The sequence below is a fragment of the Rhodococcus sp. G6(2025) genome, assembly GCF_058628105.1.
Map to the genome: position 1 here is coordinate 7,874,079 of NZ_CP179750.1, position 23,758 is coordinate 7,897,836.

20 protein-coding genes are annotated in these 23,758 nt (G+C 67.1%); 10 read left to right on the top strand and 10 right to left on the bottom strand.

Annotation, left to right across the window (positions count from 1 at the left end):
• The first annotated feature begins 132 nt into the window (after positions 1 to 132).
• Positions 133 to 423, top strand: coding sequence for a helix-turn-helix domain-containing protein (locus ACLIVD_RS36480; protein ID WP_283352314.1), 291 nt, complete (start codon positions 133 to 135; stop codon positions 421 to 423).
• Between the two features lie 128 nt (positions 424 to 551).
• Here ACLIVD_RS36480 and ACLIVD_RS36485 read toward each other — a convergent pair whose 3' ends face one another.
• The 5 genes from ACLIVD_RS36485 to ACLIVD_RS36505 form a co-directional block, all read right to left on the bottom strand.
• Positions 552 to 1,319, bottom strand: a complete 768-nt coding sequence (locus ACLIVD_RS36485; RefSeq protein ID WP_167114788.1) for a hypothetical protein — start codon at positions 1,317 to 1,319, stop codon at positions 552 to 554.
• 469 nt (positions 1,320 to 1,788) lie between these two features.
• Positions 1,789 to 2,007 carry a hypothetical protein gene (locus tag ACLIVD_RS36490; RefSeq protein WP_491931671.1) on the bottom strand — a complete coding sequence of 73 codons (219 nt, stop codon included), beginning with the start codon at positions 2,005 to 2,007 and terminating at the stop codon, positions 1,789 to 1,791.
• Positions 2,008 to 2,277: 270 nt separating this feature from the next.
• The gene (locus ACLIVD_RS36495; protein ID WP_491931672.1) at positions 2,278 to 3,882 is read right to left on the bottom strand and encodes an amidohydrolase; all 1,605 of its coding nucleotides are present in this window, start codon (positions 3,880 to 3,882) and stop codon (positions 2,278 to 2,280) included.
• Positions 3,882 to 5,378 carry a sodium:solute symporter family protein gene (locus ACLIVD_RS36500; RefSeq protein WP_005249208.1) on the bottom strand — a complete coding sequence of 499 codons (1,497 nt, stop codon included), beginning with the start codon at positions 5,376 to 5,378 and terminating at the stop codon, positions 3,882 to 3,884. The genes ACLIVD_RS36495 and ACLIVD_RS36500 overlap by 1 nt, the downstream gene beginning before the upstream one ends.
• The gene (locus ACLIVD_RS36505) at positions 5,375 to 5,632 is read right to left on the bottom strand and encodes a DUF3311 domain-containing protein (RefSeq protein WP_283352320.1); all 258 of its coding nucleotides are present in this window, start codon (positions 5,630 to 5,632) and stop codon (positions 5,375 to 5,377) included. Before ACLIVD_RS36505 ends, ACLIVD_RS36500 begins: the two co-directional genes overlap by 4 nt.
• A 179-nt stretch (positions 5,633 to 5,811) precedes the next feature.
• Between ACLIVD_RS36505 and ACLIVD_RS36510 the strand changes: the two genes are divergently transcribed.
• Positions 5,812 to 7,038, top strand: coding sequence for a PucR family transcriptional regulator (locus ACLIVD_RS36510; protein ID WP_280779195.1), 1,227 nt, complete (start codon positions 5,812 to 5,814; stop codon positions 7,036 to 7,038).
• On the opposite strand, the gene ACLIVD_RS36515 is transcribed toward ACLIVD_RS36510, so the two are convergent.
• The gene (locus ACLIVD_RS36515; RefSeq protein WP_005254313.1) at positions 6,988 to 7,743 is read right to left on the bottom strand and encodes a sulfite exporter TauE/SafE family protein; all 756 of its coding nucleotides are present in this window, start codon (positions 7,741 to 7,743) and stop codon (positions 6,988 to 6,990) included. The two genes, ACLIVD_RS36510 and ACLIVD_RS36515, sit on opposite strands and share 51 nt — an antisense overlap.
• A gap of 163 nt (positions 7,744 to 7,906) precedes the next feature.
• Positions 7,907 to 9,715, bottom strand: coding sequence for a sulfoacetaldehyde acetyltransferase (xsc, locus tag ACLIVD_RS36520; RefSeq protein WP_280779192.1), 1,809 nt, complete (start codon positions 9,713 to 9,715; stop codon positions 7,907 to 7,909).
• Positions 9,716 to 9,914: 199 nt separating this feature from the next.
• On the opposite strand from xsc, the gene ACLIVD_RS36525 reads away from it, so the two are divergent.
• Genes ACLIVD_RS36525 through ACLIVD_RS36540 form a run of 4 tightly spaced genes read left to right on the top strand, consistent with a single transcriptional unit; the run spans position 9,915 to position 14,171 of the window.
• Positions 9,915 to 10,748, top strand: coding sequence for an IclR family transcriptional regulator (locus tag ACLIVD_RS36525; protein ID WP_052033030.1), 834 nt, complete (start codon positions 9,915 to 9,917; stop codon positions 10,746 to 10,748).
• Between the two features lie 10 nt (positions 10,749 to 10,758).
• The gene (locus tag ACLIVD_RS36530) at positions 10,759 to 11,727 is read left to right on the top strand and encodes an AAA family ATPase (protein ID WP_317570551.1); all 969 of its coding nucleotides are present in this window, start codon (positions 10,759 to 10,761) and stop codon (positions 11,725 to 11,727) included.
• Positions 11,728 to 11,737: 10 nt separating this feature from the next.
• Positions 11,738 to 13,444 carry a cobaltochelatase CobT-related protein gene (locus ACLIVD_RS36535; protein WP_491931673.1) on the top strand — a complete coding sequence of 569 codons (1,707 nt, stop codon included), beginning with the start codon at positions 11,738 to 11,740 and terminating at the stop codon, positions 13,442 to 13,444.
• A gap of 43 nt (positions 13,445 to 13,487) precedes the next feature.
• Complete coding sequence (locus ACLIVD_RS36540) at positions 13,488 to 14,171, top strand: phosphonatase-like hydrolase (RefSeq protein WP_491931674.1); 684 nt, start codon at positions 13,488 to 13,490, stop codon at positions 14,169 to 14,171.
• 78 nt (positions 14,172 to 14,249) lie between these two features.
• Here the strand turns inward: ACLIVD_RS36540 and pdxS are convergent, their stop codons facing one another.
• On the bottom strand, positions 14,250 to 15,140 hold the full coding sequence (gene pdxS / locus ACLIVD_RS36545; protein WP_011596201.1) for a pyridoxal 5'-phosphate synthase lyase subunit PdxS: 891 nt from the start codon (positions 15,138 to 15,140) through the stop codon (positions 14,250 to 14,252).
• Complete coding sequence (locus ACLIVD_RS36550; RefSeq protein WP_491931675.1) at positions 15,137 to 16,684, bottom strand: amino acid permease; 1,548 nt, start codon at positions 16,682 to 16,684, stop codon at positions 15,137 to 15,139. The genes pdxS and ACLIVD_RS36550 overlap by 4 nt, the downstream gene beginning before the upstream one ends.
• 648 nt (positions 16,685 to 17,332) lie before the next feature.
• On the opposite strand from ACLIVD_RS36550, the gene ACLIVD_RS36555 reads away from it, so the two are divergent.
• The 4 genes from ACLIVD_RS36555 to ACLIVD_RS36570 all read left to right on the top strand — a co-directional run bounded on the left by ACLIVD_RS36555 (position 17,333) and on the right by ACLIVD_RS36570 (position 23,441).
• Complete coding sequence (locus ACLIVD_RS36555) at positions 17,333 to 18,736, top strand: amino acid permease (RefSeq protein ID WP_491932963.1); 1,404 nt, start codon at positions 17,333 to 17,335, stop codon at positions 18,734 to 18,736.
• Between the two features lie 141 nt (positions 18,737 to 18,877).
• The gene (locus ACLIVD_RS36560) at positions 18,878 to 20,224 is read left to right on the top strand and encodes a GlnX family signal transduction membrane protein (RefSeq protein ID WP_280783006.1); all 1,347 of its coding nucleotides are present in this window, start codon (positions 18,878 to 18,880) and stop codon (positions 20,222 to 20,224) included.
• The gene (locus ACLIVD_RS36565; RefSeq protein WP_491931676.1) at positions 20,224 to 21,234 is read left to right on the top strand and encodes a glutamate ABC transporter substrate-binding protein; all 1,011 of its coding nucleotides are present in this window, start codon (positions 20,224 to 20,226) and stop codon (positions 21,232 to 21,234) included. Before ACLIVD_RS36560 ends, ACLIVD_RS36565 begins: the two co-directional genes overlap by 1 nt.
• 38 nt (positions 21,235 to 21,272) lie before the next feature.
• Complete coding sequence (locus ACLIVD_RS36570) at positions 21,273 to 23,441, top strand: serine/threonine-protein kinase (protein ID WP_283352364.1); 2,169 nt, start codon at positions 21,273 to 21,275, stop codon at positions 23,439 to 23,441.
• Positions 23,442 to 23,455: 14 nt separating this feature from the next.
• Here ACLIVD_RS36570 and ACLIVD_RS36575 read toward each other — a convergent pair whose 3' ends face one another.
• A complete protein-coding gene (locus ACLIVD_RS36575) occupies positions 23,456 to 23,671 on the bottom strand; it encodes a hypothetical protein (RefSeq protein ID WP_105423030.1) in 216 nt (71 codons plus the stop codon).
• Positions 23,672 to 23,758 lie beyond the last annotated feature (87 nt).

Consider the following 23,758-nt stretch of genomic DNA (forward strand, 5'->3'; position numbering starts at 1 on the left):
AATGAAACCGGCCCCCGGTGCCTCACGGCGCCGGGGGCCCTGTCCGTTGAAAGGTGTCACCCCATTCAGGAAGATTCGCCCGACCACAGCCCGGCCGGGAAGTTCGACGACGAGGACTACCCGGCCTACAGCATGGGCCACGCCGCCGAGATCCTCGGCGTAACACAAGCATTCCTCCGCAGCCTCGACGCCGCGAAGCTCCTCACCCCCGGACGCTCCGAGGGCGGCCACCGCCGCTACTCCCGATACCAGCTCCGCATCGCCGCCCGCGCCCGTGAACTGGTCGACCAGGGCACCGCACTCGACTCCGCGTGCCGCATCATCATCCTCGAAGACCAACTCGCCGAGGCCCGACGCATCAACACCGAACTCCAGCACACCCCCCGACCACAGGCCGATGGAGCCAGCCCCACACTCGACTGAAACACCGCTGCCTGCTCCGAACGCCAGTCGACGGCTATTCCTGGAAGTCGCCCGTCCACTCGGCGGCCTCTGGCAGCCCAGAGCGCACCATCTTCGCCCGCCGGCGTTCGATCCCGCTCAACCATCGGCTATCGGCCCGGCGGGCGGAGGTTCGCGGCGTAGAACTCGATGCTGGTCGTTTTGAGTCCAAACTCGGGGTAAGCCACCGTGACGTGGATGGTGCTCTGTGTGGGTACCGGACTGAGGAAGTAGTGCGCTCGCGTTTCAATCACACCCAGGTCGCGGACACGGCTGCGGGAGTCGCCGCCACCAGATAGCCATGGCTCGTTCGGATCATCGGGAAAGTCGTCCTGTCTGAATGAGTTGGACAGCACGGTGCCGCCGAAGAAACCGTGCTCACCAAGAGTTGGTGATACCGCGAGGACCAGCCGGATCCTGGTTTTGTGAGCCTTGTCCGGCCTGATCCTGTACCCCAGATTGATTGTCTCGGTGTCGAAGGGGATACCGGCGGTGGGGTCTGGGTCCGGTTCGCGGGCGACCAGATCAAAGCCCATCCCGTTCTCGTACACCTTCACTCTGGTGAACCGGAGGTCGAGGCCGTTGTTTGTTCTGAATGGGATGGAGAGCTTCGGCTCGTAAAGGACTGGATCCTCGTCCTCTGTTGTCAGGAACGCGTCGGGTCGTTTCCGAAATTCGGGCACCTCGCGGCGGCCGGGCGGCCGCTGCGCGCGCTTCTCGCGTTGTTCCTGTTCCTCACGTTCCAGTTCGCGCTCAAGTTCTTTGTCCGGGATGGATTCGCCAGCCAATCGCAAGATCCGGGCGCTCCACTTCAAGTGGGCAGTCCACTCCGGTGGAGGATCGCCGACATAGGCAAAGTTGAATCGCTTTTTGGACATGCCACCGATACTTGCATGCGCTAACCGGTGAACGGCACAGTTGCTGACAACGTCCGTGGTGACCCGCAAGCCGAACCCGCACCGGGACGAGATCGGCGCCCAGCGCGCACCAGCAAGGATCAACGCTCGTCCCGAAAGCGGATCCGAGAAGGGGTAGAGGACTTGCATTCGGGCGTTGCCCTTATGCGGAACCCTCACCTGGCTCGTTCCGATTGCCGTCCCATGACTGGAACTCGCTGACCTGCCGCGTTCCCGTAGAGGTGGTCCGATGAAGAGATTCCGAATTGGGGCGTCAAACGGGGCAGAAACCTGCGGGTCGCTACGCCCAATCGACGATGTATCGCAGTCCGTTTGCAACACGCGGATTGCGTTTCCTCGTCTCTGGGGGAGATTTCGAAACTGATATGCAGACTGATTCGCTCGACCGAGGTCATCCCTCCACACGTGGTCAATGGTCAACTAAGTCTGGCTACAACATCCCTTCCATACCAGCCCTTTTCGCGGCATTCAGCATGCTTTTGCTGCTCTGGTTCTCCCCGTGCGGAGGGACGGTGATGGGCAGGCCGCCGACGTCCTGGATTATCGAATCCAGCTCGGCCAGCGCCGCCCGCCGATCGAGGTACGACGCGCTCATGAAGTCCAGGTCGTCGAGCACCAGAACGCCAAAAGGAAGGTAGGTGACCGGCACCTGCCGTCGCAGGGCCGTAGTCGGGCGCAGGGTCTTCGGCCACCTCCGGGTACGAGGGGGTGACCACGTTGAGGTTGTGGGTCCACAACACCGGCCCCTGACCGCGGCCGACCGCAGCCAACAGGCGGCACCCGTCGTACTTCATTTCCGCCGCCCAGCGGCCGTCCATTGCCTCCGGGAGCTCACCCGAGTTACCGCCGGTAGCCGGAACCCGCCCTCGCCTGATCGGCGAGGACGGGTTCCGTTTCAGCTGAGGCACTTACGTTCGGGCTACCGCATGTCCGCCGCTTCTCCGTCGATCATGACCATTGTGGGACGGGGGATTTCGGTGGTGCCGTCCGCGAGATCCCCGAGGCTGCCGTCGAGCGCCACCAGGTCCGCACGGCGGCCCGCCGTCAAGGTTCCGACACGGGTCTCGTCGTGCACCAGGTACGCGCTGTCGATGGTCATGGCCCGGATCGCGCGATCCACTCCGATCCGCTGGTTCCCGCCGAGCACGGTGCCGCCCCTCGTCATCCTGGTGACCGCGGTCCTGATGGTCGCGAGCGGGTCCATCGGGGTGATCGGGCAGTCCGAATGCAGTCCGAATCGCAGCCCCAGTTCGTCGGCGCAGGCGAGGGGATCCATCTCGGCGGCGCGCTCGGCACCGAGGAACCGGTCGCGGTGGCGGTCGCCCCAGTAGAAGACGTGGTTGACGAAGAAACTCACCCCGAGTTCGGCTTCCCGGATCGCGGCCAGGTCGCTGGGCGCGCTCACCTGGCAGTGTTCGATGCGGTGCCGTCCCACCCGGCCGTCGGTGGCTTGCGCCCTCCGCAGCGAGGTGATCGCGGCACCGACCGCCGCGTCGCCGTTGGCGTGCACGGCGACCTGACCGCCCGCACGATGCACCCGCAGGATCATCTCGTCGAGTTGCGCCTGCGGGTAGAGCAGGTCGCCGTGATGGCTGGGATCGCATGCGTACGGCGTGCGGAGTGCGGCGGACAGCCCCTGGATCGATCCGTCGGCCCAGAACTTCGCGCCGGCCAGCCGGAAGCGTGCGCCGGCCCCGGGTGTGTGCTCGAACGTGACTCCGCGGTCGTCGAGGGCCTCGAGCGCCATGTCACCGCGCAGGAACCCGACGACGTGCACCGGTAGCTCACCCGACGCGTCCAGTGAGCGGTAGGCGGTCAGCTCCTGCTCGCCGGCCGAGAGACCCACCCCGAGATCGTGGATGGTGGTGATGCCCCGCGACCGCGCCGACAGCAGGCTGCGAAGCAAGGCGCCGTTGACCTCCTGCTCGGTCAGCGCGGGTACCGCCGCGGTGAGCCTCGCCACCGCATCGATTTCCCACGCCATCCCGGTCAGACGGCCGTCGGCCCCGCGGGGGAAGAGCGGGTCGTCCACCGGCACCGTGGATTCGTCGATGCCTGCGGCCGCGAGTGCGGCGGTGTTGGCGACGGCGAAGTGCCCGCAGATGTGCAGGACGATGACCGGACGATCGGTGCTGACGGCGTCGAGATCCGTCCTGGTCGGATGCCGTCCTTCGGCGATCTGGGTGTCGTCGTAACCCCACCCCCTGATCCATCCGCTGCCGGCGGCCGCGGCGCGCAACGCCTGCTGGATGTCGGCGATCGACCGGCACGGTGGTGTCCGGCAGTCCGCCCAGCCGTCGGTGAGGCCGGCGTAGGTGGGGTGGATGTGCGATTCGATGAGACCCGGGATCACCGTGGCCCCGGGCAGGTCGAGGCGGCGGGCGCCGATTCCGGCGCGGTCGGCCATGTCCTTCCTGGTGCCGGTGGCGATCACATCGGCTCCGTCGATGACCAGCGCTTCGACAGTCGGCGACGACGGGTCCTGCGTGTGAATGGAATCGGCAGTGAGCAGTGTCCTGGACATCAGGCACCCACTTCGCTGCGTGCGGCCACGGATCCCGCGGCGGTGCCGGACGTTCGGCCGTCGGCGCGAAGGCCGCGGACGGGATCGGTGGGTGGCCAGAACACCCGCGTCGACACCACGAAGAGGATGTTGAGGACCAGGGCGGCCGCGCCGAGATTGACACCGTGCTCGGCGAGCCACACGGACACCGGGCCGTGCTTGTCGAGATACAGCCACAGCACCACGACGTCGCCGAGCACCACGCCCATGGCGAGGGCGGCGGGTCGCAGCTTCCATCCGAAGACCATCGTCGCGAAGACCACCGCGGCCTGGGTGACGCCGTAGTAAGCCGTGTTGACCAGGGTGAGCAGGAGCTGAGGTGTCGCGAGGGTGAGCAGGAGCGAGATCCCGAGGTACGCCACGACGACTCCACGCACCCAGACCCGTTGGCGGGATTCCGGGATCCCGGGAATGATGTTGCGCGACACGATCGCGCCGATTCCGAGGGCCGCCCCGCACAGGACCACGATCGCGCAGAGGGCCGCGCCGCCTGCGACGACGCCGGTCAGCCAGTCGGGCAGCAGTTGTCGCGACAACTGCAGGAGCACCTGGTCGGATTCCGTGCCCTCGAGCTTCGTGGGCAGCAGCGTGATCGCCCCGAAGGCGGCGGCGACGAGGAACGGGTACATGAGCATGTACAGGGGATTGAACTTGGCGACCCGCTTGATCGTCGCCTCGGACTTCGCCGCGAGCACGGCCTGCACGATGATCGGGAAGATGAAGAACCCGACCGATTGGAACACAATCGTCGTCAGTACGAAGGTCAGCGACGACCCGGTGACCGTGGAGTGTGAGGCCGAGCCGCCACCACTGGCGGCCGCCGCGGCGAACAGCTTCTCGGTGCCACCGGTCTCGATCACTGCCGCCAGCCCGATCAGGACGGCGCCGAGCAACAGGGCGGTGTCCTTGACGTACGACACGAACGCGGGGGCGCGCACCCCGGACAGCATGAGGAACAGCAGCGCGAGGGCCGCGCCTGCGAATACCGCGACGGTGGGGTCGATGGAGATACCGAGACCGGTCAGCGCGATCTGCAGTCCGGCGAGCTGAAGCTGGCCCCACGGGATGAGGAATACGACCGAGGCGATGGCGATGGTCAATTCCAGCCCACGCGACCGGAAGTGGCGCCCGGCCACATCGGGCAGGGTCATGGCGCCGTATCTCTTGCCCGCGCGCCAGAGGTAGGGCGCGAAGAAGTATCCGATCGGGTAGGCCAGCAGGATGTACCCGATGAACCAGACGCCGTAGCTCGCCCCGTGCGCGTACACGCCGCCGGGGAACCCGATCAGGGTGCCGATGCTGTACGCCTCGCCCGCTCCCAGGATGAAGACCAGCAGCGGACCGAACGACCGGCCACCCACCAGGTAGTCGGAGATCTCCTTCTTGCTGCCGCGCCGCGACAGCACGCCTGCCCCGAGGGCGAGGACGAGCACGAGGGTGAAGAAGGCCGCGGTCATGACTGGTCTCCCATCCCAGCGCTCGCAGCGGCCGATTCGGCGTGCTCGGCAGCTTCGAAGTCCTTGCGGTCGAATAGCTTCCAGGCGAGATGGAGGCACAGCGAGGTGAGCGGCATCCACAGGAACAACCACGCGAACAGGATGGGGACTCCGAAGACCGTGGCCGTGGATCCGGACAGGGCGACGATGCCGCCCAGGACCCCGGCGAACGGGACACCTATCGCGAGTAAGGCGCTTTTTGCCTCGTTGGACATGATTGTTTTGTCTCCTATTCCGACTGCGTCCACCGGCGTCGCGGGTTGGGTCCGGTGCCGGTCGACGTGCACTCTGGCACTAGTGTGGTTTGAATCACTCCCCTCGGGCCATGGGCGAATCCTGGAAAACGTCGAGGCGGTTCGTGAATTTCACGGGAGTGCGGAAAATGAGGGAGAGGGTGCCCGAGTCCGTGGGTGAAGACACGATCCAACGGCTGTGCCGGCAGGTCTCGGAGGAGATCGAATCGGTCACCGACCGAGCGGTGGGTCAGATCCGCGCCGAATTGCAGTCGTACGCCGCCGTACCGATCGACGAGCAGCGCGGATACATCAGTCGGCAGCTCGCGGCGACGTTGCGCGCCCTCGCGGAGAGCGAGCCTCTCGCCGACGACGTCCTCGAGCGTTCGCGTCAGCTCGGGCGGCGCCGGGCAATGCAGGGTTTGCCACTGTCCGACGTCATCGAGACGTACCACATCGCGTCCCGCGAATTGTGGAACACGATGGTGGCCACCGCCGCCGAGCCGACAACCGACCTGCTGCGCGCGGGCGGCATGATGTGGGATCTCGTCCACACCGCCACCAGCGCGGTCGCCGTCGGACACACCGACGCGACCCGAAGCGAACAGGCCATCCGCGCGGGGGTGCGATACCGGTTCTTCGAGGCCCTCGCGAGGTCGGTCGACGGCGACCACCGTGATGTGCGCGAGCTGGCAGAGGCGCTGGGTTTCACACCGCAGCACGAGTTCCAAGCGGTGTGCGTCGCCGCGGAGGAGTGGTCGGAAGCGCAGCTCGAACGGCTGCAACGCACCCTGGACACGATCCCGGGCACCACTCAATGCAGCGGGCACGGCACCGTCATCATCGCCCTGAGCCAGCGCGCACCGGTCGACGACATCATCCGCGAGGTCCGGCTCGGTCACCCGGGCACCACGGTCGGAGTCGGATTGGGCCGCCCCGGCCTGGCCGGCGCGGCGATGAGCATCACGGACGCGCGCCGCGTCCTGCATCTGGCCTCGCCGACCGGCGAGGTGGTCCGTTTCGCCGACGAATGGGTGGCCGCCACCCTGGCGGATCATCGCGACGAGCTCGCCACGCTGCTGGAGCCGGGTGTCGCCGTCGCCGCGGACCATCCGCACCTCGTCGAGGCGGTACTGGCCTTCGCCCGCAACGAGTTCTCCATCAGCGCGGCCGGGCGGGACATCCACCTGCATGCGAACTCGATCACCTACCGGCTCGACCGCTGGCAACAGCTGACCGGCTGGGATCCCCGGACCCTCGACGGCCTGCAGCGCTCGGTGTCGAGTCTGAGTCTGTTCCAGCGTGATTCGGGCGATTCGAGCTCACGGGATACGCGGTCAGCGCAACGCCACCTGCACGAGGACGGCGGCGCCGAGGAAGCCGAGTAGCCACAGCACGCGTTGACGGACCTGCTGGGCGGTGGTGCGGTCGAACAGCCATTTCCCCGCGGCGGCGCCGAACATGCAGAGCGGCGTGAACAGGGCGATCTGTGCGAGGACGGGCACGGTGAGGAGACCACCGGCGGCCGACCCCGCGGCGCCGAACGCGTCGATGACGAGGAAGAACACGACGAGCGAGGCGCGTCCGGCCGCCACGTGGGTGGACGCGGAGAAGTACATCAGGACGGCGGGCGGGCCACCGAGGGCGAAGCCGCCGTTGAGGAGACCGGACGCCACGCCCGTCACCGTGGTCACCCCGGGGCCGGGCAGCGACTGCCGGTCGGGGACGGCGGCCATGGCGACGGCGGAGCCGATGATCGCGACGCCCAGCAGGACGCGCACCAGGTCACCGGACAGTTGCGTGAGCGCCCACATCCCCAGCGGCATTCCGATCAGGGTGCCGGCGAACAACCAGCGCAACGACTTCCAGTGCACCTGCCGCCACACCTGGGGCAGCATCGCGGCGCTCGCGACGACCTCGAGGACGAACACGGTGGGGATCACCGACGTCGGGGGGAGCAGGACGACGAGTCCCGCGACCCACACCATCGCGCCACCGAACCCACCGAAACCGCGGACGACACCGCCGGCCACCACCACGCCGAGCGCGAAGAGGAGGGCAGGCAACGACAGATCCCACACTGTTGCCGCCATACCCTGTTGCACCGCTTCCGTTCGCCGTTTGTCTCCGTCAGAAGTGTGGGGGTCGCGGCGTCGAAGCGACAGGTCCAGACGACGGCGAATCGTCGGTACCAGCACGGCACGGGACGTGGCCCCCGGCGACTGCGCCGGGGGCCACGTGCTCGCAGGGAGCGGACTACACGTAGTCCTTGTACTTGTCGAGCAGGCGAACCGGCTTCGACAGCGCGTCGCGGCGGAAGGGGTCGCCGAGTTCGCGGGTGCACATGATCTCGATGACCGTCGTCTTGCCCTCGTTCATCTGTGCGGCGACCGCGCGCTGCAGTGCGGGACCGACCTCTTCGAGCTTGTCCACCACGATGCCCTCGGCGCCCATCGCCTGTGCAATCCCGGCGAAGGACTCGCTCTCGAGCTCACCCGCGACGAAGCGGCGGTTGTAGAAGTCGACCTGGTTCTTCTTCTCCGCACCCCACTGCCGGTTGTGGAAGACGACGGCGGTGACCGGGATGTCGTGCCGGACAGCCGTCATGATCTCGCCCAGGCTCATCCCCCATGCGCCGTCGCCTGCGTAGGCGATGGCGGGCCGTTCCGGTGCCGCCGCCTTCGCGCCGATGATGGTCGGCAGCGCGTAACCGCAGTTACCGAAGCTCATCGGGGCGAGGAAGCTGCGCGGCTTCTCGAACCGGAGGTAGCTGTTGGCGACGGAGTTGATGTTGCCGATGTCCGTGGACACCATCACGTCTTCCGGCATCGCCTTCTCCAGCTCGCGCAGCACCTGACGCGGGTGCAGCCAGTTGCCTTCCTCGCCTTCCTGTTCGGCGATCATGTCGAGGCTGAACGCATCGCGCTCGTGCGTCCATTCGTCGAGTTCCGTCTCCCACGCGGCCTTCTCGGCGTCGATCTTCTCGCCGCGTGCCGCACGATTGCCGTCGCAGACGAGGGACTTGCCCTCGAGCCGCTCGGTGAGCGCGACGGCAGCGGCCTTCGCGTCACCGCAGATCCCGACGGAGATCTTCTTGACCAGACCGAGCATCTTGTGGTCGGCGTCGATCTGGATGATCTTGGCATTCTTCGGCCAGTAGTCCATGCCGTGCTGCGGGAGAGTCCCGAAGGGGCCGAGGCGGGTGCCGAGGGCTAGCACCACGTCCGCCTGGCTGATCAGCTTCATCGCGGCCTTGGACCCCTGGTAGCCGAGCGGTCCGGTCCACAGCGGGTGGCTGGCGGGGAACGAGTCGTTGTGCAGGTAGCTGTTGACGACGGGGGCGCCGAGACGCTCGGCGAGTGCCTTGCACTCCTCGACACCGTCGGCCATCACCACGCCGCCGCCGGACACGATGACCGGGAACTCGGCCTGCGCCAGCAGTTCAGCCGCCTCGTTCAGGCTCGTCTCGCCACCGGGACCGCGGTCGAGGCGGGTGGGCTGCGGGATCTCCGTCTCGATCTCACCGTAGAAGTAGTCGCGCGGAATGTTGAGCTGCGTCGGGCCCATCTCGGACATCGCGCGGTCGAAGCAGCGGCCCGTGAACTCGGCCATGCGCTTCGGGTTGTTGACGTGCCCCTGGTACTTCGTGAACTCCTGGAACATCGGCAGCTGGTTGGCTTCCTGGAAGCCGCCCAGGCCCGTTCCCATGGTGCCGGCCTCGGGAGTGACGATGACGACGGGGCTGTGCGCCCAGAACGCGGCGGCGATCGCGGTGACGCAGTTGCTGATACCCGGACCGTTCTGCCCGATCACCATGCCGTGCCGCCCGCTGACCCGGGCATACCCGTCGGCCATGTGTCCCGCGCCCTGCTCGTGCACGACCGGGACGAGCCGAATCCCGGCGGGAGCGAAGATGTCCATCGCATCCATGAAGGCGGATCCCATGATGCCGAACATGTCGGTGACGCCGTTGGCGACCATCGTCTCGACGAACGCCTCCGACGGTGTCATCTTCTGTACACCGGAGACAGCGGTGCGATCGGCACCGTTCTTCTTCTTGCTCATGTGTGATCCTCCTTCAAGGGCGCGCCGGAACCGGCAGAGAATGTCAAAAATCGGAACGTCTCGTTCGTGATTTTGTGATCTGCAACGACAGTAGGCCACGTCACACACTTCGTCAATGAATGTTCCTAAAACTGGAACGAGATGTATGATTTTTCGATACACGATGCGAATGCGTCGCCGTTTCGGCCAAGGAGGAACCGTGGGTGAGATTCACCGGATCGACGAGTCGAACGGACACCCGACTACGGAGCTACCCGGAGACACACCGACGCTCCGCCTGTTCGCACTGCTCGAGATGATCGCGTCCAAGGACCAGCTGTTCACGTTGCAGGGGCTCGTCGAAGAGACGGGCATGGCCAAGCCGACCCTGCACCGCATGCTCCAGCAACTCGAGGGCGCCGGACTCCTCACCCGGCAGAACAACGGCAGGCACTACGGCACCGGCGTGCGCCTGCGACGCTTCGCCGAAAATCTGCTGCTCAACGACACCCACCACGGCGCACGACACGCCATCCTCCGGAACCTCGTCGCGGAACTCGGCGAAAGCTGCAACGTGACCACCCTGTCGGGTAGCGAAGTGGTGTATCTCGACCGCGTGGAAACCTCCGAGCCCCTTCGCTTTACACTCCATGCGGGATCGCGGGTGCCCGCGCACTGCTCGGCCAGCGGCAAGATGATCCTGTCGCAGCTCAGCCCCGCCCAGCGCCGGCGACTTCTCGGGCGGATGCCGCTCGAGAGGTACACCAACAAGACGGTCACCGACGTCGAGCTGATCGAGACCGAACTCAAGCAGGTCCGCCGCGACGGTTACGCCATCGACGACGAAGAGTTCCTTCCCGGCCTCGTGTGCGCTGCGGTACTCGTCCCCTGTGCCACAGGCAATTCCAACCTCTGCATCGCAGTCCAGGCCCCGGTCATGCGACTCACCCCCGACAAGGCGCTCAAGCTTCTGCCCGCGTTGCGGCGGGCGGCCGACGCCATCGGTGAGATCGAGAACGAGGTCACGGACGACGGTTCGCCAGACCTGAACTGAAGGAGGGCGCATGCCCGAAATGACCACTGCGACACCCAGCCACGTGCTGTCCGCACGCGAGCTGTTCGGACTCGACACCGACCTGACGGTGCGCGCCTTCCGCGAACCCGCCGACCACGTCCCCGACGTCGACCCCGCGTACCGGTTCGATCACGCGGTGACCACGGCCCTGCTCGCCGGGTTCGACCGCAACCGCCGGGTGATGGTGCAGGGTCTGCACGGTACCGGCAAGTCCACACACATCGAACAGGTCGCGGCGCGGCTCAACTGGCCGTGTGTGCGGGTCAACCTAGACGGACATCTCAGCCGGCTGGACCTGATAGGCCGGGACGCGGTGGTGCTGCGAGACGGCAAGCAGGTCACCGAATTCCAGGAAGGCATCCTGCCCTGGGCATTGCAGCGACCCGTCGCCCTCATCCTCGACGAATACGACGCCGGCCGCCCCGATGTCATGTTCGTCATCCAGCGTCTCCTCGAACGCGACGGGAAACTCACCCTGCTCGACCAGAACAGGGTCCTGACTCCGCATCCGGCCTTCCGGTTGTTCGCCACCGCCAACACCGTCGGCCTGGGCAATCTCAACGGGCTGTATCACGGTGTGCAGCGGCTCAATCACGCGCAGATCGATCGCTGGAACATCGTCGCGACGCTCGATCACCTCCCCGCGGAACAGGAAATCGAGATCGTGTCCGCGCGGGTGCCGTCACTGAGCCGGGAGCTGATCGGGTCGATGGTGGCCGTGGCCAACCTGACCCGGAGCGGTTTTCGGGTCGGCGACCTGTCGACGCTGATGTCGCCGCGCACGGTGATCACCTGGGCCGAGAACATCGAGATCTTCCACGACCCGGCGCTGGCATTCCGGTTGTCGTTCGTCAACAAGTGCGACGAGGCCGAGCGCCCCGTCGTCGCCGAGTACTTCCAGCGATGCTTCGATTCGGAACTGGAGCGGTCGGCGATGCTCGCGACGAGCACGGCCTGAGCGGGCGGTCATGACAGAACTGCCTGTGCGCCCCGCGGCGGTCCGCCGTCAGCAGGAGGTGCACGAACTCTGTGCCGGCACGATCCGTGCCCTCGCGGGCCAGGGCGGGTTGCACTTTCGCGGACCGGAACTCCATCGCGGACATCGGCGCGTGCCGATGTCCGCCCCACACCTGCACCCGGGTTTCGACGGCGCCGACTTCGCGTCCTTCCGCGGTGCGGCGGACGGCATGGCGTCGCGCCTCCTCCACACCGACCCCGTCCTGCATCGCAGCCTGTGCCCGGACGCCACGGCGGGTCGGCTGATCTTCGAGATCCTGGAACAGTTCCGCGTCGAGTCGCTGGCCGCCGACGCGTGGGGTGGCGTGCGCACCAACCTCTCCCACCGCTTCACGCAGTGGTCGCAGGACTACATGGCGTCCGGGCTGACCGAGACCGTGCACGGGATGCTGCTGTTCACGGTGACGCAGATGTGCCGGGCCCGGATCACCGCCGAGCCGATACCCGAGGCCACCGAGGACCTGATCGAATCGACGCGGTTCGCTCTCGCCTCCGTTCTCGGCGACCACCTCCCGTGGCTGCGTCGAACCCGTTTCTCGCAAAACGACTTCGGGGTCCACGCACAGGACGTCGCCGAGCTGATCGGCCGTCACCTGGAGTCACCCGACGACACGGACGTCTCGGCCGACGACGCGAGCGACGGCCGGGCGGCGTTCTCCCTCCTGTTCGACTTCGACCCCGACGACGACGAGGCCGTCCAGACCGCGGTGTCGGGACGCAGTCGCGCACTGGGGGAGGGCGGAGACGGATACCGGGTGTTCACCCGCGCCTACGACGAGACCCGGCAGATCGCGTCCCTCGTCCGGCTCGAGTTGCTCCAGGACTACCGCCGGCGACTCGACGTCATCATCGACACGCAGCATCTCAACGTCCGGAGACTCGGACGGCAGCTGAAGGCGCTGCTCGCGGAACCGGTCCCCGACGGATGGGAAGGCGGCCGGGAAGAGGGATACCTCGATGGTCGCCGGCTCGCCCAGCTGGTCACCTCGCCCACCGAGCGCAGACTCTTCCGGGCCGAACGCACCGAGCCGCACACCGACACGACGGTGACCTTCCTCATCGACTGCTCGGGTTCGATGAAGGAGTTCGGCGAACCGGTTGCGGTCCTGGTCGACGTGTTCGCCCGGGCACTCGAACTGGCCGACGCCCGGTGCGAGATCCTGGGTTTCACGACCGCCGCTTGGAACGGGGGACGGGCCCGCCGAGACTGGCTCCGGTCCGGCCGTCCGCGCAACCCGGGACGCCTCAACGAGGTCCGGCAGCTGGTGTTCAAGGACGCCGAGACTACCTGGCGCCGAGCCCGTCCCGCGATCGCGGGACTGCTGAAGAACGACCTGTTCAAAGAGGGCGTCGACGGTGAGGCCGTCGACTGGGCGTGCTCCCGGATGCGGGACCCCCAGGGCCGCAGGCTCCTGTTCGTGATCTCGGACGGAAGCCCACTGGACGGCGCCACCGCCCTGGCCAACGACGAGTTCTACCTGGACCACCACCTACAGGACGTGGTCGAGCGACACGAGGACGAGCGGGCCGTCGAGGTGTACGGACTGGGAGTCGGGCTGGATCTGAGCCCGTACTACGACCGCTGCCGGACACTCGATCTGACGCGCGGTACCAACAGCGACGTCATTGCCGACGTGCTGTCGATGATCGGCCACTGACAGCCATCACCTGCCAGTGGCTCAACAGTGAGGAGTCATACCCATGACCGCACACGGGGTTTCCCTGGTCACCTTGGACATTGCCGGAACGAGCGTCGACGAAGGCGGCGCCGTGTACGTTGCGTTGCGCGACACCGTCGAGAAGCACCTCGGCGAGCCGATTCCGGACGATCGGTTCGACCGGTGGAAGGGCACCGGCAAGCGGCAGGCCATCGAGGGACTGCTGCGGGAGAGCGGGGTGCCGGCCGAGAAGAATGTTCTGGACGCCGTCGAATCCGATTTCACCGCAATGCTTCTGGCTGCGTACCGGAAGACACCGCCCACCGCACTGCCCGGGGTTCACGACGCCTTCGGTGCGTTGCGGCAGAACGGCATCAAGATCGTTCTCCAGACCGGCTATTCACGCCAGATCGCGGAACCGCTGCTGGAGCAGGTCGGGTGGGAGATCGGGCGGGACATCGACGGTGTGATCACGAGCGACCAGGTGCGGATGAGCAGACCGTCGCCCTATCTCATCTTCCGCGCCATGGAGATCGCCGGAGTACAGAGCGTCGACGAGGTGCTGGTGGGTGGTGACACCCCGAACGACCTCCGGGCGGGGACGAACGCCGGGGCGCGGTACGTGGTGGGTGTTCTGACCGGCGCGCACGACGCGGCGACGCTGCGTCCGGAGCCCCACACGCACATCCTGGAGAGCGCAGCGAAGATCCCCGAACTGCTGGGCTGAACGACGACTGTGGGCCGGTTCTGCTGCACGACAGCGGAACCGGCCCACAGTGATTCCGGAAGAGCGGGATTACCTACGTCACCAGCCGCGTTCGGCGAGCCGGTGCGGGACGGGGATGTCGTCGACGTTGATCCCGACCATCGCCTCACCCAGCCCACGGGAGACCTTCGCCAGCACGTCCGGATCGTCGAAGAACGTGGTCGCCTTCACGATCGCCGCGGCCCGCTCCGCCGGGTTACCCGACTTGAAGATCCCCGACCCGACGAACACACCCTCCGCACCGAGCTGCATCATCATCGCCGCATCCGCCGGGGTGGCGATGCCACCGGCGGTGAACATCGTGACCGGCAACTTCCCGGCCTTGGCGACCTCGACGACCAGATCGTACGGGGCCTGCAACTCCTTCGCCGCCACATACAGCTCGTCCTCACTCAGCGAGGTCAACCGGCGGATCTCCCCACCGATCGTCCGCATGTGCGTGGTCGCGTTCGACACGTCACCGGTACCGGCCTCACCCTTGGACCGGATCATCGCCGCACCCTCGGTGATCCGCCGCAGCGCCTCACCCAGATTGGTGGCACCACACACGAACGGGACGGTGAACTGCCACTTGTCGATGTGATTGGCGTAGTCGGCCGGGGTCAGCACCTCCGACTCGTCGACGTAGTCGACCCCGAGGGACTGCAGAATCTGCGCCTCCACGAAGTGCCCGATCCGGGCCTTGGCCATCACCGGGATCGACACCGCGGAGATGATGCCGTCGATCATGTCCGGATCACTCATCCGGGACACCCCACCCTGCGCCCGGATGTCCGCGGGCACCCGCTCGAGCGCCATCACCGCGACCGCACCGGCGTCCTCGGCGATCTTCGCCTGATCGGGGGTGACGACGTCCATGATGACCCCACCCTTCAACATCTCGGCCATGCCACGCTTGACGCGTGCCGTACCGACGGCGGAATTGTTCACGACTGTCTCCTCTGATGACGATGGGTATGCGGCTTCTGTTGCGCCGCGGCAAGCAGTTCGATGTCCGAGCCGCCGAGCGTCTCCACGGACTCGATGCGCTTCTCGGCCTCCGCGACGGACTCGTCCGCGGAACCGATCGGGGGAACACCGGATAGTGATTCGTCGTCGCGACCGCCCTTGCCGAGCAACTTCCGCACCTCGTAGCTGATCAGGATGACGATCAACGTCAGACCGCTCATGAGGAACTGGGAGCGGGTGGTCGGCAGGAACGCCATCGCGAGGATGACGGTGGCCATCAGGGCGATGGTGGCGTAGCTCAGCCACGGGAACAACCACATCCGCAGTTGCAGTGCGGCCGGGTCTTCGCGCTCGAGTCGACGCCGGAGCACCACCTGGGAGATGGCGATGAGGAGGTAGACGAAGAGCGCGACGGCGCCGTACGAGTTGACGAGGAAGCCGAAGACGACGTCGCCCCACACGTAGGTGCAGGCGACGGAGACGTATCCGACGGTGGTGCCGAGCAGGATCGCACGACGGGGCACGCCGTTGCGGGACAGCGTCGTGAAGAACTTCGGGGCGTCGCCGTTGCGGGTGAGCGCGAACAGCATTCGGGACGTGGTGTACAGCGCCGAGTTCAGGCAGGAGAGAACTGCGGTGAGGACGATGAAGTTCATGATCGTCGCGACACCGGGAATTCCGAGGACCTCGAGCACCGCGGCGTACGGACTCACCCCGACGCTCTCGGTGTTCCACGGCTGGATCGTGACGACCACGAGAATCGAACCGACGTAGAACGTCACGATCCGCACCACGATCGACCGCATGGCGTGGGCGACAGCACGCTTCGGCTCCTCCGACTCGGCGGCCGCGATCGTCACGATCTCGGCTCCGGTGTAGAAGGCGACGCAGGGGACGACCGCGGCGAGCACCGCGCCCCAGCCGAGCGGGGTGAAGCCGCCGTGGTTCACGAGGTTGCCGAGCCCGGGCGTCGAATCGGGCCACAGTCCGGTGATCCAGAGGGCGCCCATCCCGAGAAACAGAACGATCGCCACGACCTTGATCGACGAGAACCAGTACTCGAACTCGCCGTAGGAGCGGGCGGACACCATGTTGGTGGCCGTGAGCAGGAGCATCAGCCCCAGGCTGAGGAGCCACAGCGGGATCATCGGCAGCCAGAGCTGCAGGATCCGGCCACCGGCGATCGCCTCGACGGCGACCACGATCACGAAGAAGTACCAGTACATCCACCCCGTCGCGAACCCGGCGCGGCGCCCCAGGGCCTGGCGGGCGTAGACGTAGAACGATCCGACCACCGGCCGGGCCACCGCCATCTCCGCGAGCATCCGCATGATCAGCAACGTGATGATGCCCGCGATGAGGAAGGAGATGATCGCGCCGGGGCCGGCCCCGCCGATGACGACACCGCTGCCCACGAAGAGACCGGCGCCGATCACCCCGCCCAGGGCGATGAGGTTCATGTGCCTGCGTTTCAGGCCCTTGCCGAGACCTGAACTGTCGGTGTGTCCGGGAACGGTACTGTCCACATTTCCTCCAGAAGGCGCTGCCGGGACCCTCGACCGACACGACCTCGTCGGTCGTACGTCGATACGGGCACCCACCGGTTCAGCTACCCAATCGTATGTGTGATTCACATCACTTATTCCAGTGTTCACCTCACACTACGACTGGTGCCAGAACTCGCCCAGAGCCAGTTGCCTCGCAAGCGATGGGACCAGTTCGACCGCGGAACCACCGACCGAGAACGCCCCTGAACTGGGCGGACAGCGATCGCCACCGGGAGGGGCGTGTTCACACGGCCTGGCGGTGCGCTGTCGCGACCGATCTGGATCCCCCGGCGCCGGCGCTCACCCGCGAGGCCGGGCACACGCCCTTACCCTGTGACCAGTGGTAACGAACTGGTCCTCAGACGTGCCGTCGAACTGGCACTGTGCTGCCCACCGGACCCTCCATACAGTGTTGTGCATCACATCAACAGTTCAGTTCGCGGTGGATCGTCTCCCGTATCTCCGCCGGCACTGTTCTCCGTTCCAACCGCCCGACGATCCGACCCCGGATCGCGATGGCGACCTGACGATTCCGGTCAGCGCACAGTGGAGGAAAACGTGACTTCAACACCACCCCCGGTCCAATCCCAGGACTCCGGCCTCGGAAAGGGCCTGAAGAAACGGCACATGAACCTCATCGCCCTGGGCGGCGTGATCGGTGCCGGATTGTTCGTCGGCAGCGGCGTCGTCATCGAGAGCGCAGGCCCGGCGGCGATCGTGTCGTTTCTCATCGCGGGGGTCATCACACTCCTGATCATGCGGATGCTGGCCGAGATGGCGGTGGCCCGGCCGGTGGTCGGATCGTTCTACGTGTACGCCAGGGAAGCGCTCGGCAATCGCGCCGGCTTCTCCGTCGGCTGGATGTACTGGTACTTCTTCGTCATCGTCGTCGCCGTCGAAGCCATCGCCGGCGGCCGAATACTCCAGCTCTACCTCCCGTCCGCGCCGCTGTGGATCCTCAGCCTCGGCCTGCTCGTCATCCTGACCTGCACCAATCTCGTGTCAGCGCGGTCGTTCGGCGAATTCGAATACTGGTTCTCGTCGATCAAGGTGATCGCGATCGTCCTCTTCCTCGGATTGGGCGCACTGTGGATCACCGGACTGTGGCCGGACTCGACCCCCGGAGTGGCGAATCTCGTCAGCCACGGCGGATTCGCTCCGCTCGGCTGGGGCGCGGTGCTCGCCGCGGTCGTCCCCTGCGTGGCCTTCTTCACCGGCGCCGAGATCGTGACCATCGCGGCCGCCGAGTCCGCGGAACCCAAGAAAGCGGTCGCCCGGGCGATGCGCTCCATCGTGGTCCGGATCATCACCTTCTACGTCGGTTCCATCTTCGTGGTCGTCGCGGTGGTGCCGTGGAGCACGGAGGCCGTCGGCGTCAGCCCCTACGCGGCAGCTCTCTCCGCCCTGCACATTCCCGGTGTCGCCACGATCATGAACGTCGTCATCCTCACCGCGGTGCTGTCCTGCCTGAACTCCGCGCTGTACACCTCCTCGCGGATGCTCTTCGCCCTCACCCGCAACGGCGACGCCCCGCACATGTTCACCCGCCTGTCCGGCGGCGGCGTGCCCCGGCGCGCGATCCTCGCCGGAACGGTGATCGGCTACGCGTCGGTGATCGCGGCGTTCGTCTCCCCGGATCTCGTGTTCTCGTTCCTGGTCAACTCGTACGGCGCCGTGGCGCTCTTCGTGTACCTCATGATCGCGATCTCCCAGGTCGCGCTCCGCAAGAAGCTGGAGGCGCGAGATCCCGAGGCCCTCAGCCTGAAGATGTGGCTGTTCCCCTGGCTCAGCTACGCGACCATCGTCCTGATGGGAGCCGTGATCGCCGCCATGGCCGTGCTCCCCACCACCCGTTCGCAGTTCTGGCTGAGTGTGGTGACTCTCGCCTTCATCCTGATCGGGTACGAGTTCCGCCGACGCAGCCGGACCAACGCCGAACGCCTCGACACCGTCACACCGCCCGCGGCCTCGCCCGCCGACGGATCCGACGCGGAACAACTCGTCGGAGTCGTCACCCGCGAGCAGCCCTGACGCACCCGCCGTACCGAAGGACAGGGACCGCACGAGCGGTCCCTGTCCTTCTCTGTGCGTCCGATGCGACATCGGCTTTTCCGGCACGACCCGCCGGGAATCGGGGCACACTTGCAGAAGACCTCGGCGGAGGAGGGCACCGTGTTCCACCGCGGAGACGACGCCGTCACCGAAGAACACTCGCTGGACGAGTCCCTGCTCGTCGAGCCCGAATCCCGGAGCCGGCCGTGGCGGGAATTCCTCGTCTCGACCCCGGGACGACTGTCCGTGCTGGGGATCGCCCTCGTGACCGCCGCGCTGGCGACCGGGGCGATCACGTCGGCGGCGATCGGTGCCCGGCAACAGCGCATCGAGACCCTGCGAACGCACACCGAACCCCTCACCTACGCGGCCGAACGGCTCTACAGTTCGCTGTCCATCGCCGACGCCGCGGCCGCCACATCCTTCATCTCGGGCGGTGTCGAGCCGATCGCCGTCCGCAATCGGTACAACCAGGCGATCGGGGACGCATCGAACGCGCTGGTCACCGCGTCGAACGGCGTAGCCTCGACAGACGCCGCGGCCCTCGCGCTGCTGTCCGAAATATCGCGGGACCTCGCCGACTACACCAGCCTGATCGCCACGGCCCGCGCCAACAATCGGTCGGGCAACCCGGTCGGCGTCGCCTATCTCAGCGACGCCTCCACGATGATGCAGGACACGATCCTGCCCGCAGCCGAGAGCCTCTACTCGGAGCAGTCGAGGACCGTCGCCGACACCCAGGTCCTCACCGCGCGGCTCCCGAGAGCCGCATCCGCCGTCGCCGTCGCCCTGCTCGTCGCGCTCGTCCTCGCGCAGGTGTACCTGGCGCGCAAGAGCAAACGCCGCGTCAATCCCGGCCTCGTCCTCGCCTCCCTCCTCGCCGCCACCCTCCTGATCTGGTTGGCCGCCGCCACCCTGGTCTCCACCGCGGCCACGGACCGGGCGAGAACCGAAGGGGCGCAACCACTCGGCACGATCACCCAGGCGCGGATCCTCGCCCAGCAGGCCCGGGCGGACGAGACCCTCGCGCTGCTGCAGCGCGGCTCCGACGAACAGTCCGAGGTCGACTACGCCCGGCGGTCGGCCGAACTCGCCGACATCCTCGGGGGGCTGCAGGACGGCGATTACGGTCCGGCGACGACACCGCCGATCGACGCCGCCGTCACCGCACTCGGCGACTGGCGGCGCGCGCACACCATGCTGCAGGAGAAGCTCGACGTGGGGGACTACCCGGGTGCGAAGGCCATCGCGATCGGCCCGGCGGACTCGGCGTCCCCCGCCACGTTCGCGGCGCTCGACCAGTCGTTGCAGGACGGCATCGACCGATTCCGCAGCGAGGAACTCGACGGGATGGCCGACGCATATCGCTCGTTGTCGCTGCTCGCGGTGGGTAGCATGGTGATCGGCGTCCTCTGCGGGTTCGCCGTCGGTGGGGGGATCTGGCCCAGACTGAACGAGTACCACTGATGACGCGGGTGATTCGACCGAGACGGCGGACGCGCCAACGCGCCCTCCTCCTCTCCGCTGCCGCGGTCGCCGTCCTCGCCGCCGGATGCGCCACCCCGCAACCCCTCACGCCCACCGTCAGCGGCGACTACGCACAGGTGCCGTTGACGAGTGGGGCCGAGATCCTTCTGCCCACCGGCGAAGTACCCGAGGAGCCACCCGCACCCGACTCCTGCGGTGCCCTCGCGAGTCTCCGCCCCGCCGCCGCACCGGACGTCCGGGCGCCGGGAAGCTCCCTGGCCGAGATCACCGCCCGCGGCCGGCTGATCGTCGGAATCGATCAGAACACCAACCTCTTCAGTTTCCGGGATCCGACCACCGGCATGCTGATGGGATTCGACGTCGACGTCGCGGGAGAGATGGCGCGGGACCTGCTCGGTGACCCCTCCCGGGTCGAATTCCGCCTGCTCACGTCCGGCGACCGTTTCGACGCCCTCCAGAACGAGGACGTGGATCTCGTGGTCAAGAGCACGTCGATCACGTGCGAACGGTCCGAGCGTGTCGCCTTCTCCACCGTGTACTTCCAGGCCTATCAACGTCTGCTGGTGCCGAAGGGGTCCGGTATCTCCGGCCCGGAGGATCTGGCGGGCAAGCGCGTCTGCACCGCCGGCGACACCACCTCACTGGACACCGTTCGCCGCGTGCAGCCCGAGGCCACGATCGTGGCGGTACCCGACTGGGACGACTGCCTCGTGGTCCTCCAGCAACGGCAGGCCGACGCCGCGAGCACCGACGACTCCATCCTCGCCGGGCTCGCCGCCCAGGACCCGAACCTGGAGATCGTCGGCCCGCCGCTCGAATCGGAGCCGTACGGCATCGGGGTCAACAAGAACCACGACGATCTCGTGCGTTTCGTGAACGGCACGCTGGATCGGATGCGCGCGGACGGAACCTGGACGAGGCTCTACGACAACTGGCTGACGGTTCTCGGTCCTTCCGCCGGACCACCCGCCCCCACGTACCGGGACTGAGGTGACACCGAGTGAGCGACGAAACCAGGCGAACACCGATGGACGACCCGCAATCCACCAGGGGTGTGCGGTTCGATCCGTTCGCGGACGACGACGATGACGACGTCCCCTCCTCACGCACGGTGCCGGACGCCGCCCACACCTCCGACCTGTCGATGCTCCTGACCAATCCCGTTCTGGCGGAGCACAAACGTTACTGCGACCGATGCAAGCGTCCCGTCGGACGATCCACCGCCGCGCGGCCGGGCGACACGGAGGGGGTGTGCACCCACTGCGGCACCGTCTTCTCGTTCGCCCCGCAACTCGAGGCGGGTGAACTGGTCGCGGGCCAGTACGAGGTCCTGGGGTGCCTCGCCCACGGCGGTGTCGGCTGGATCTACCTCGCGCTCGACCACAATGTCAGCGACCGCTGGGTGGTGCTCAAGGGCCTGCTGCACTCGGGCGATCCCGTGGCCCAGGAGGTGGCTCTCGCCGAGCGCCGGTTCCTCGCCGAGGTGACGCATCCGAGCATCGTGAAGATCTACAACTTCGTCGAACACCCCGGGATGGACGGCAATCCCATCGGGTACATCGTCATGGAGTACGTCCGGGGCAGAACCCTGCGCGACCTGCTCACCGAACTGAAGGAGGACGCCGGACCCGACGACCCGAAGCCGATGCTGCCGGTGGAGCACGCCATCCGCTACCTCCTCGAGGTCACGCCCGCGCTCGGATACCTGCACTCGATGGGGTTGGTGTACAACGACCTCAAGCCCGAGAACATCATGATCGGCGACGACTACGACCAGCTCAAGCTCATCGACATGGGCGCGGTCGCCAGGATCGGGGACCACGGATACATTTACGGCACACAGGGTTACCAAGCCCCCGAGATCGCCACCACCGGTCCGACCGTCGCCTCCGACATCTACACCGTCGGGCGGACGCTGGCCGTGCTGACCCTCGACATGCCCACCGCCGGCGGCTGTTACGTCGACGGCCTGCCGACACCCGAGGAGGCGCCGCTGCTGGCGGAGTACGAGTTCTACCACCGGCTGCTGCTCCGGGCCATCCACCCCGATCCGGCCCGCCGGTTCGCGTCGGCCGAGGAGATGTCGACGCAGCTCGAGGGTGTCCTGCGCGAGGTGCGGGCCCAGCAGACCGGCCACCCGCAGCCGGGGTTGTCCCACCGATTCAGCCCGCAGCGCACGACGTTCGGGACCGACCTCACGATCAGCCGCACCGACGTCTACGTCGACGGGCACCGCCGGGACGAGCGGATCAGTGCGATGAGTATCGTTCGAGCACTACCGATTCCGTTGGTGGACCCGGACGACCCGGCCGCCCCGTTGCTCTCCGTCGTCCACAGCCGACCGAGGGAGCTCCTCGATTCACTGCGCAGGGCGAAGGAGTCGGCGGACGACGGCGTGGCGTCCACGAGCATCGAGATCCCGCTCGCCGAGGTACGCGCGCACCTCGACCTGGGGCAGCCCCGTGATGCCGCCACCATTCTCGAATCCCTCGACCACCAGCGTGAGGACACGTGGCGCGTCGACTGGCACACCGGACTGTGTGCGCTGGTGGGCGGCGACTTCGAGGCGGCGTTCACCCGGTTCGATTCCGTCCTGACCGCGCTACCGGGCGAGGAGGCCCCGAAACTCGCCCTCGCGGCGACTGCCGAGATGTGGTGCGAATACCGCTCCGGCGAGGACATCGGGCGGTGGCGGCGGACCGCCGAAAAGTACTACTGCACAGTGTGGCGCACGGATCACGGCGCGGTGAGTGCGGCGTTCGGGCTGTCGCGGCAACTGGAGCACCGCGACGACCGGGCGGCCGCGGTGGAGGCCCTCGACGAGGTGCCACCGACATCCCGGCACTATGCCGAGGCCCGGTTGACGAGTGTGCTGATGCTCGTCCACGATCGGCCGCTCGCCGAGGTGAGCGAACGGGATCTGCAGGAGGCCGCCCGGCGAGTCGAACTGCTCGCCCACGACGAGCGCCGCGCACTCCAGACCCGGGTGCTCGTCCTCGGCGTGGCCGTCGACTGGCTGCACGCCGGCGGCATTCCGGAGACGACGCGGATCCTCAGCGTGCCGTTCACCGAACGCGGTCTGCGCACCGGGGCGGAGTCGGCGCTCCGGGCCCTCGCCCGCAAGGCCCCCGAGCGCAGGCATCGGTACACCCTGGTGGATCTCGCCAACCTGATCCGCCCGACGACGTGGCTGTGACTCCCGGACTCGGGTCACCGCACCCCGAATCCGGTGTGCTCGCGTCCCCACCGGGCATTCCACGCCATCACCTGCATGCGGTCGCTCAAAGCATCACGGCTTCGGACCGTTTCGGCCAGCTGGCCCATGAGTTCGATGATGCGGCGGCGGGCGTCCTCCAGTTCCGTTGCCAGGCGCTCCTCCTCCCTCGACCTCGCGGTGCGGTTTCTGCGCGCGACCATGGTGTTCATCTCTACTCCGATCGTGACGACGTGGCGTTCGGCTCCTCGCACCGACAACTCTGGGCCGTCTGGTACGGGTCCAGAAGATCCAGATAG

Excerpts from the sequence above, each read along its gene's own strand:
- ACLIVD_RS36480 (WP_283352314.1), top strand. The coding sequence starts at position 133 with ATGGGCCACGCCGCCGAGATCCTCGGCGTAACACAAGCATTCCTCCGC.
- ACLIVD_RS36485 (WP_167114788.1), bottom strand. The coding sequence starts at position 1,319 with ATGTCCAAAAAGCGATTCAACTTTGCCTATGTCGGCGATCCTCCACCG.
- ACLIVD_RS36495 (WP_491931672.1), bottom strand. The coding sequence starts at position 3,882 with ATGTCCAGGACACTGCTCACTGCCGATTCCATTCACACGCAGGACCCG.
- ACLIVD_RS36500 (WP_005249208.1), bottom strand. The coding sequence starts at position 5,378 with ATGACCGCGGCCTTCTTCACCCTCGTGCTCGTCCTCGCCCTCGGGGCA.
- ACLIVD_RS36505 (WP_283352320.1), bottom strand. The coding sequence starts at position 5,632 with ATGTCCAACGAGGCAAAAAGCGCCTTACTCGCGATAGGTGTCCCGTTC.
- ACLIVD_RS36515 (WP_005254313.1), bottom strand. The coding sequence starts at position 7,743 with ATGGCGGCAACAGTGTGGGATCTGTCGTTGCCTGCCCTCCTCTTCGCG.
- xsc (WP_280779192.1), bottom strand. The coding sequence starts at position 9,715 with ATGAGCAAGAAGAAGAACGGTGCCGATCGCACCGCTGTCTCCGGTGTA.
- ACLIVD_RS36530 (WP_317570551.1), top strand. The coding sequence starts at position 10,759 with ATGCCCGAAATGACCACTGCGACACCCAGCCACGTGCTGTCCGCACGC.
- ACLIVD_RS36535 (WP_491931673.1), top strand. The coding sequence starts at position 11,738 with ATGACAGAACTGCCTGTGCGCCCCGCGGCGGTCCGCCGTCAGCAGGAG.
- ACLIVD_RS36540 (WP_491931674.1), top strand. The coding sequence starts at position 13,488 with ATGACCGCACACGGGGTTTCCCTGGTCACCTTGGACATTGCCGGAACG.
- ACLIVD_RS36555 (WP_491932963.1), top strand. The coding sequence starts at position 17,333 with ATGAACCTCATCGCCCTGGGCGGCGTGATCGGTGCCGGATTGTTCGTC.
- ACLIVD_RS36565 (WP_491931676.1), top strand. The coding sequence starts at position 20,224 with ATGACGCGGGTGATTCGACCGAGACGGCGGACGCGCCAACGCGCCCTC.
- ACLIVD_RS36570 (WP_283352364.1), top strand. The coding sequence starts at position 21,273 with ATGGACGACCCGCAATCCACCAGGGGTGTGCGGTTCGATCCGTTCGCG.
- ACLIVD_RS36575 (WP_105423030.1), bottom strand. The coding sequence starts at position 23,671 with ATGAACACCATGGTCGCGCGCAGAAACCGCACCGCGAGGTCGAGGGAG.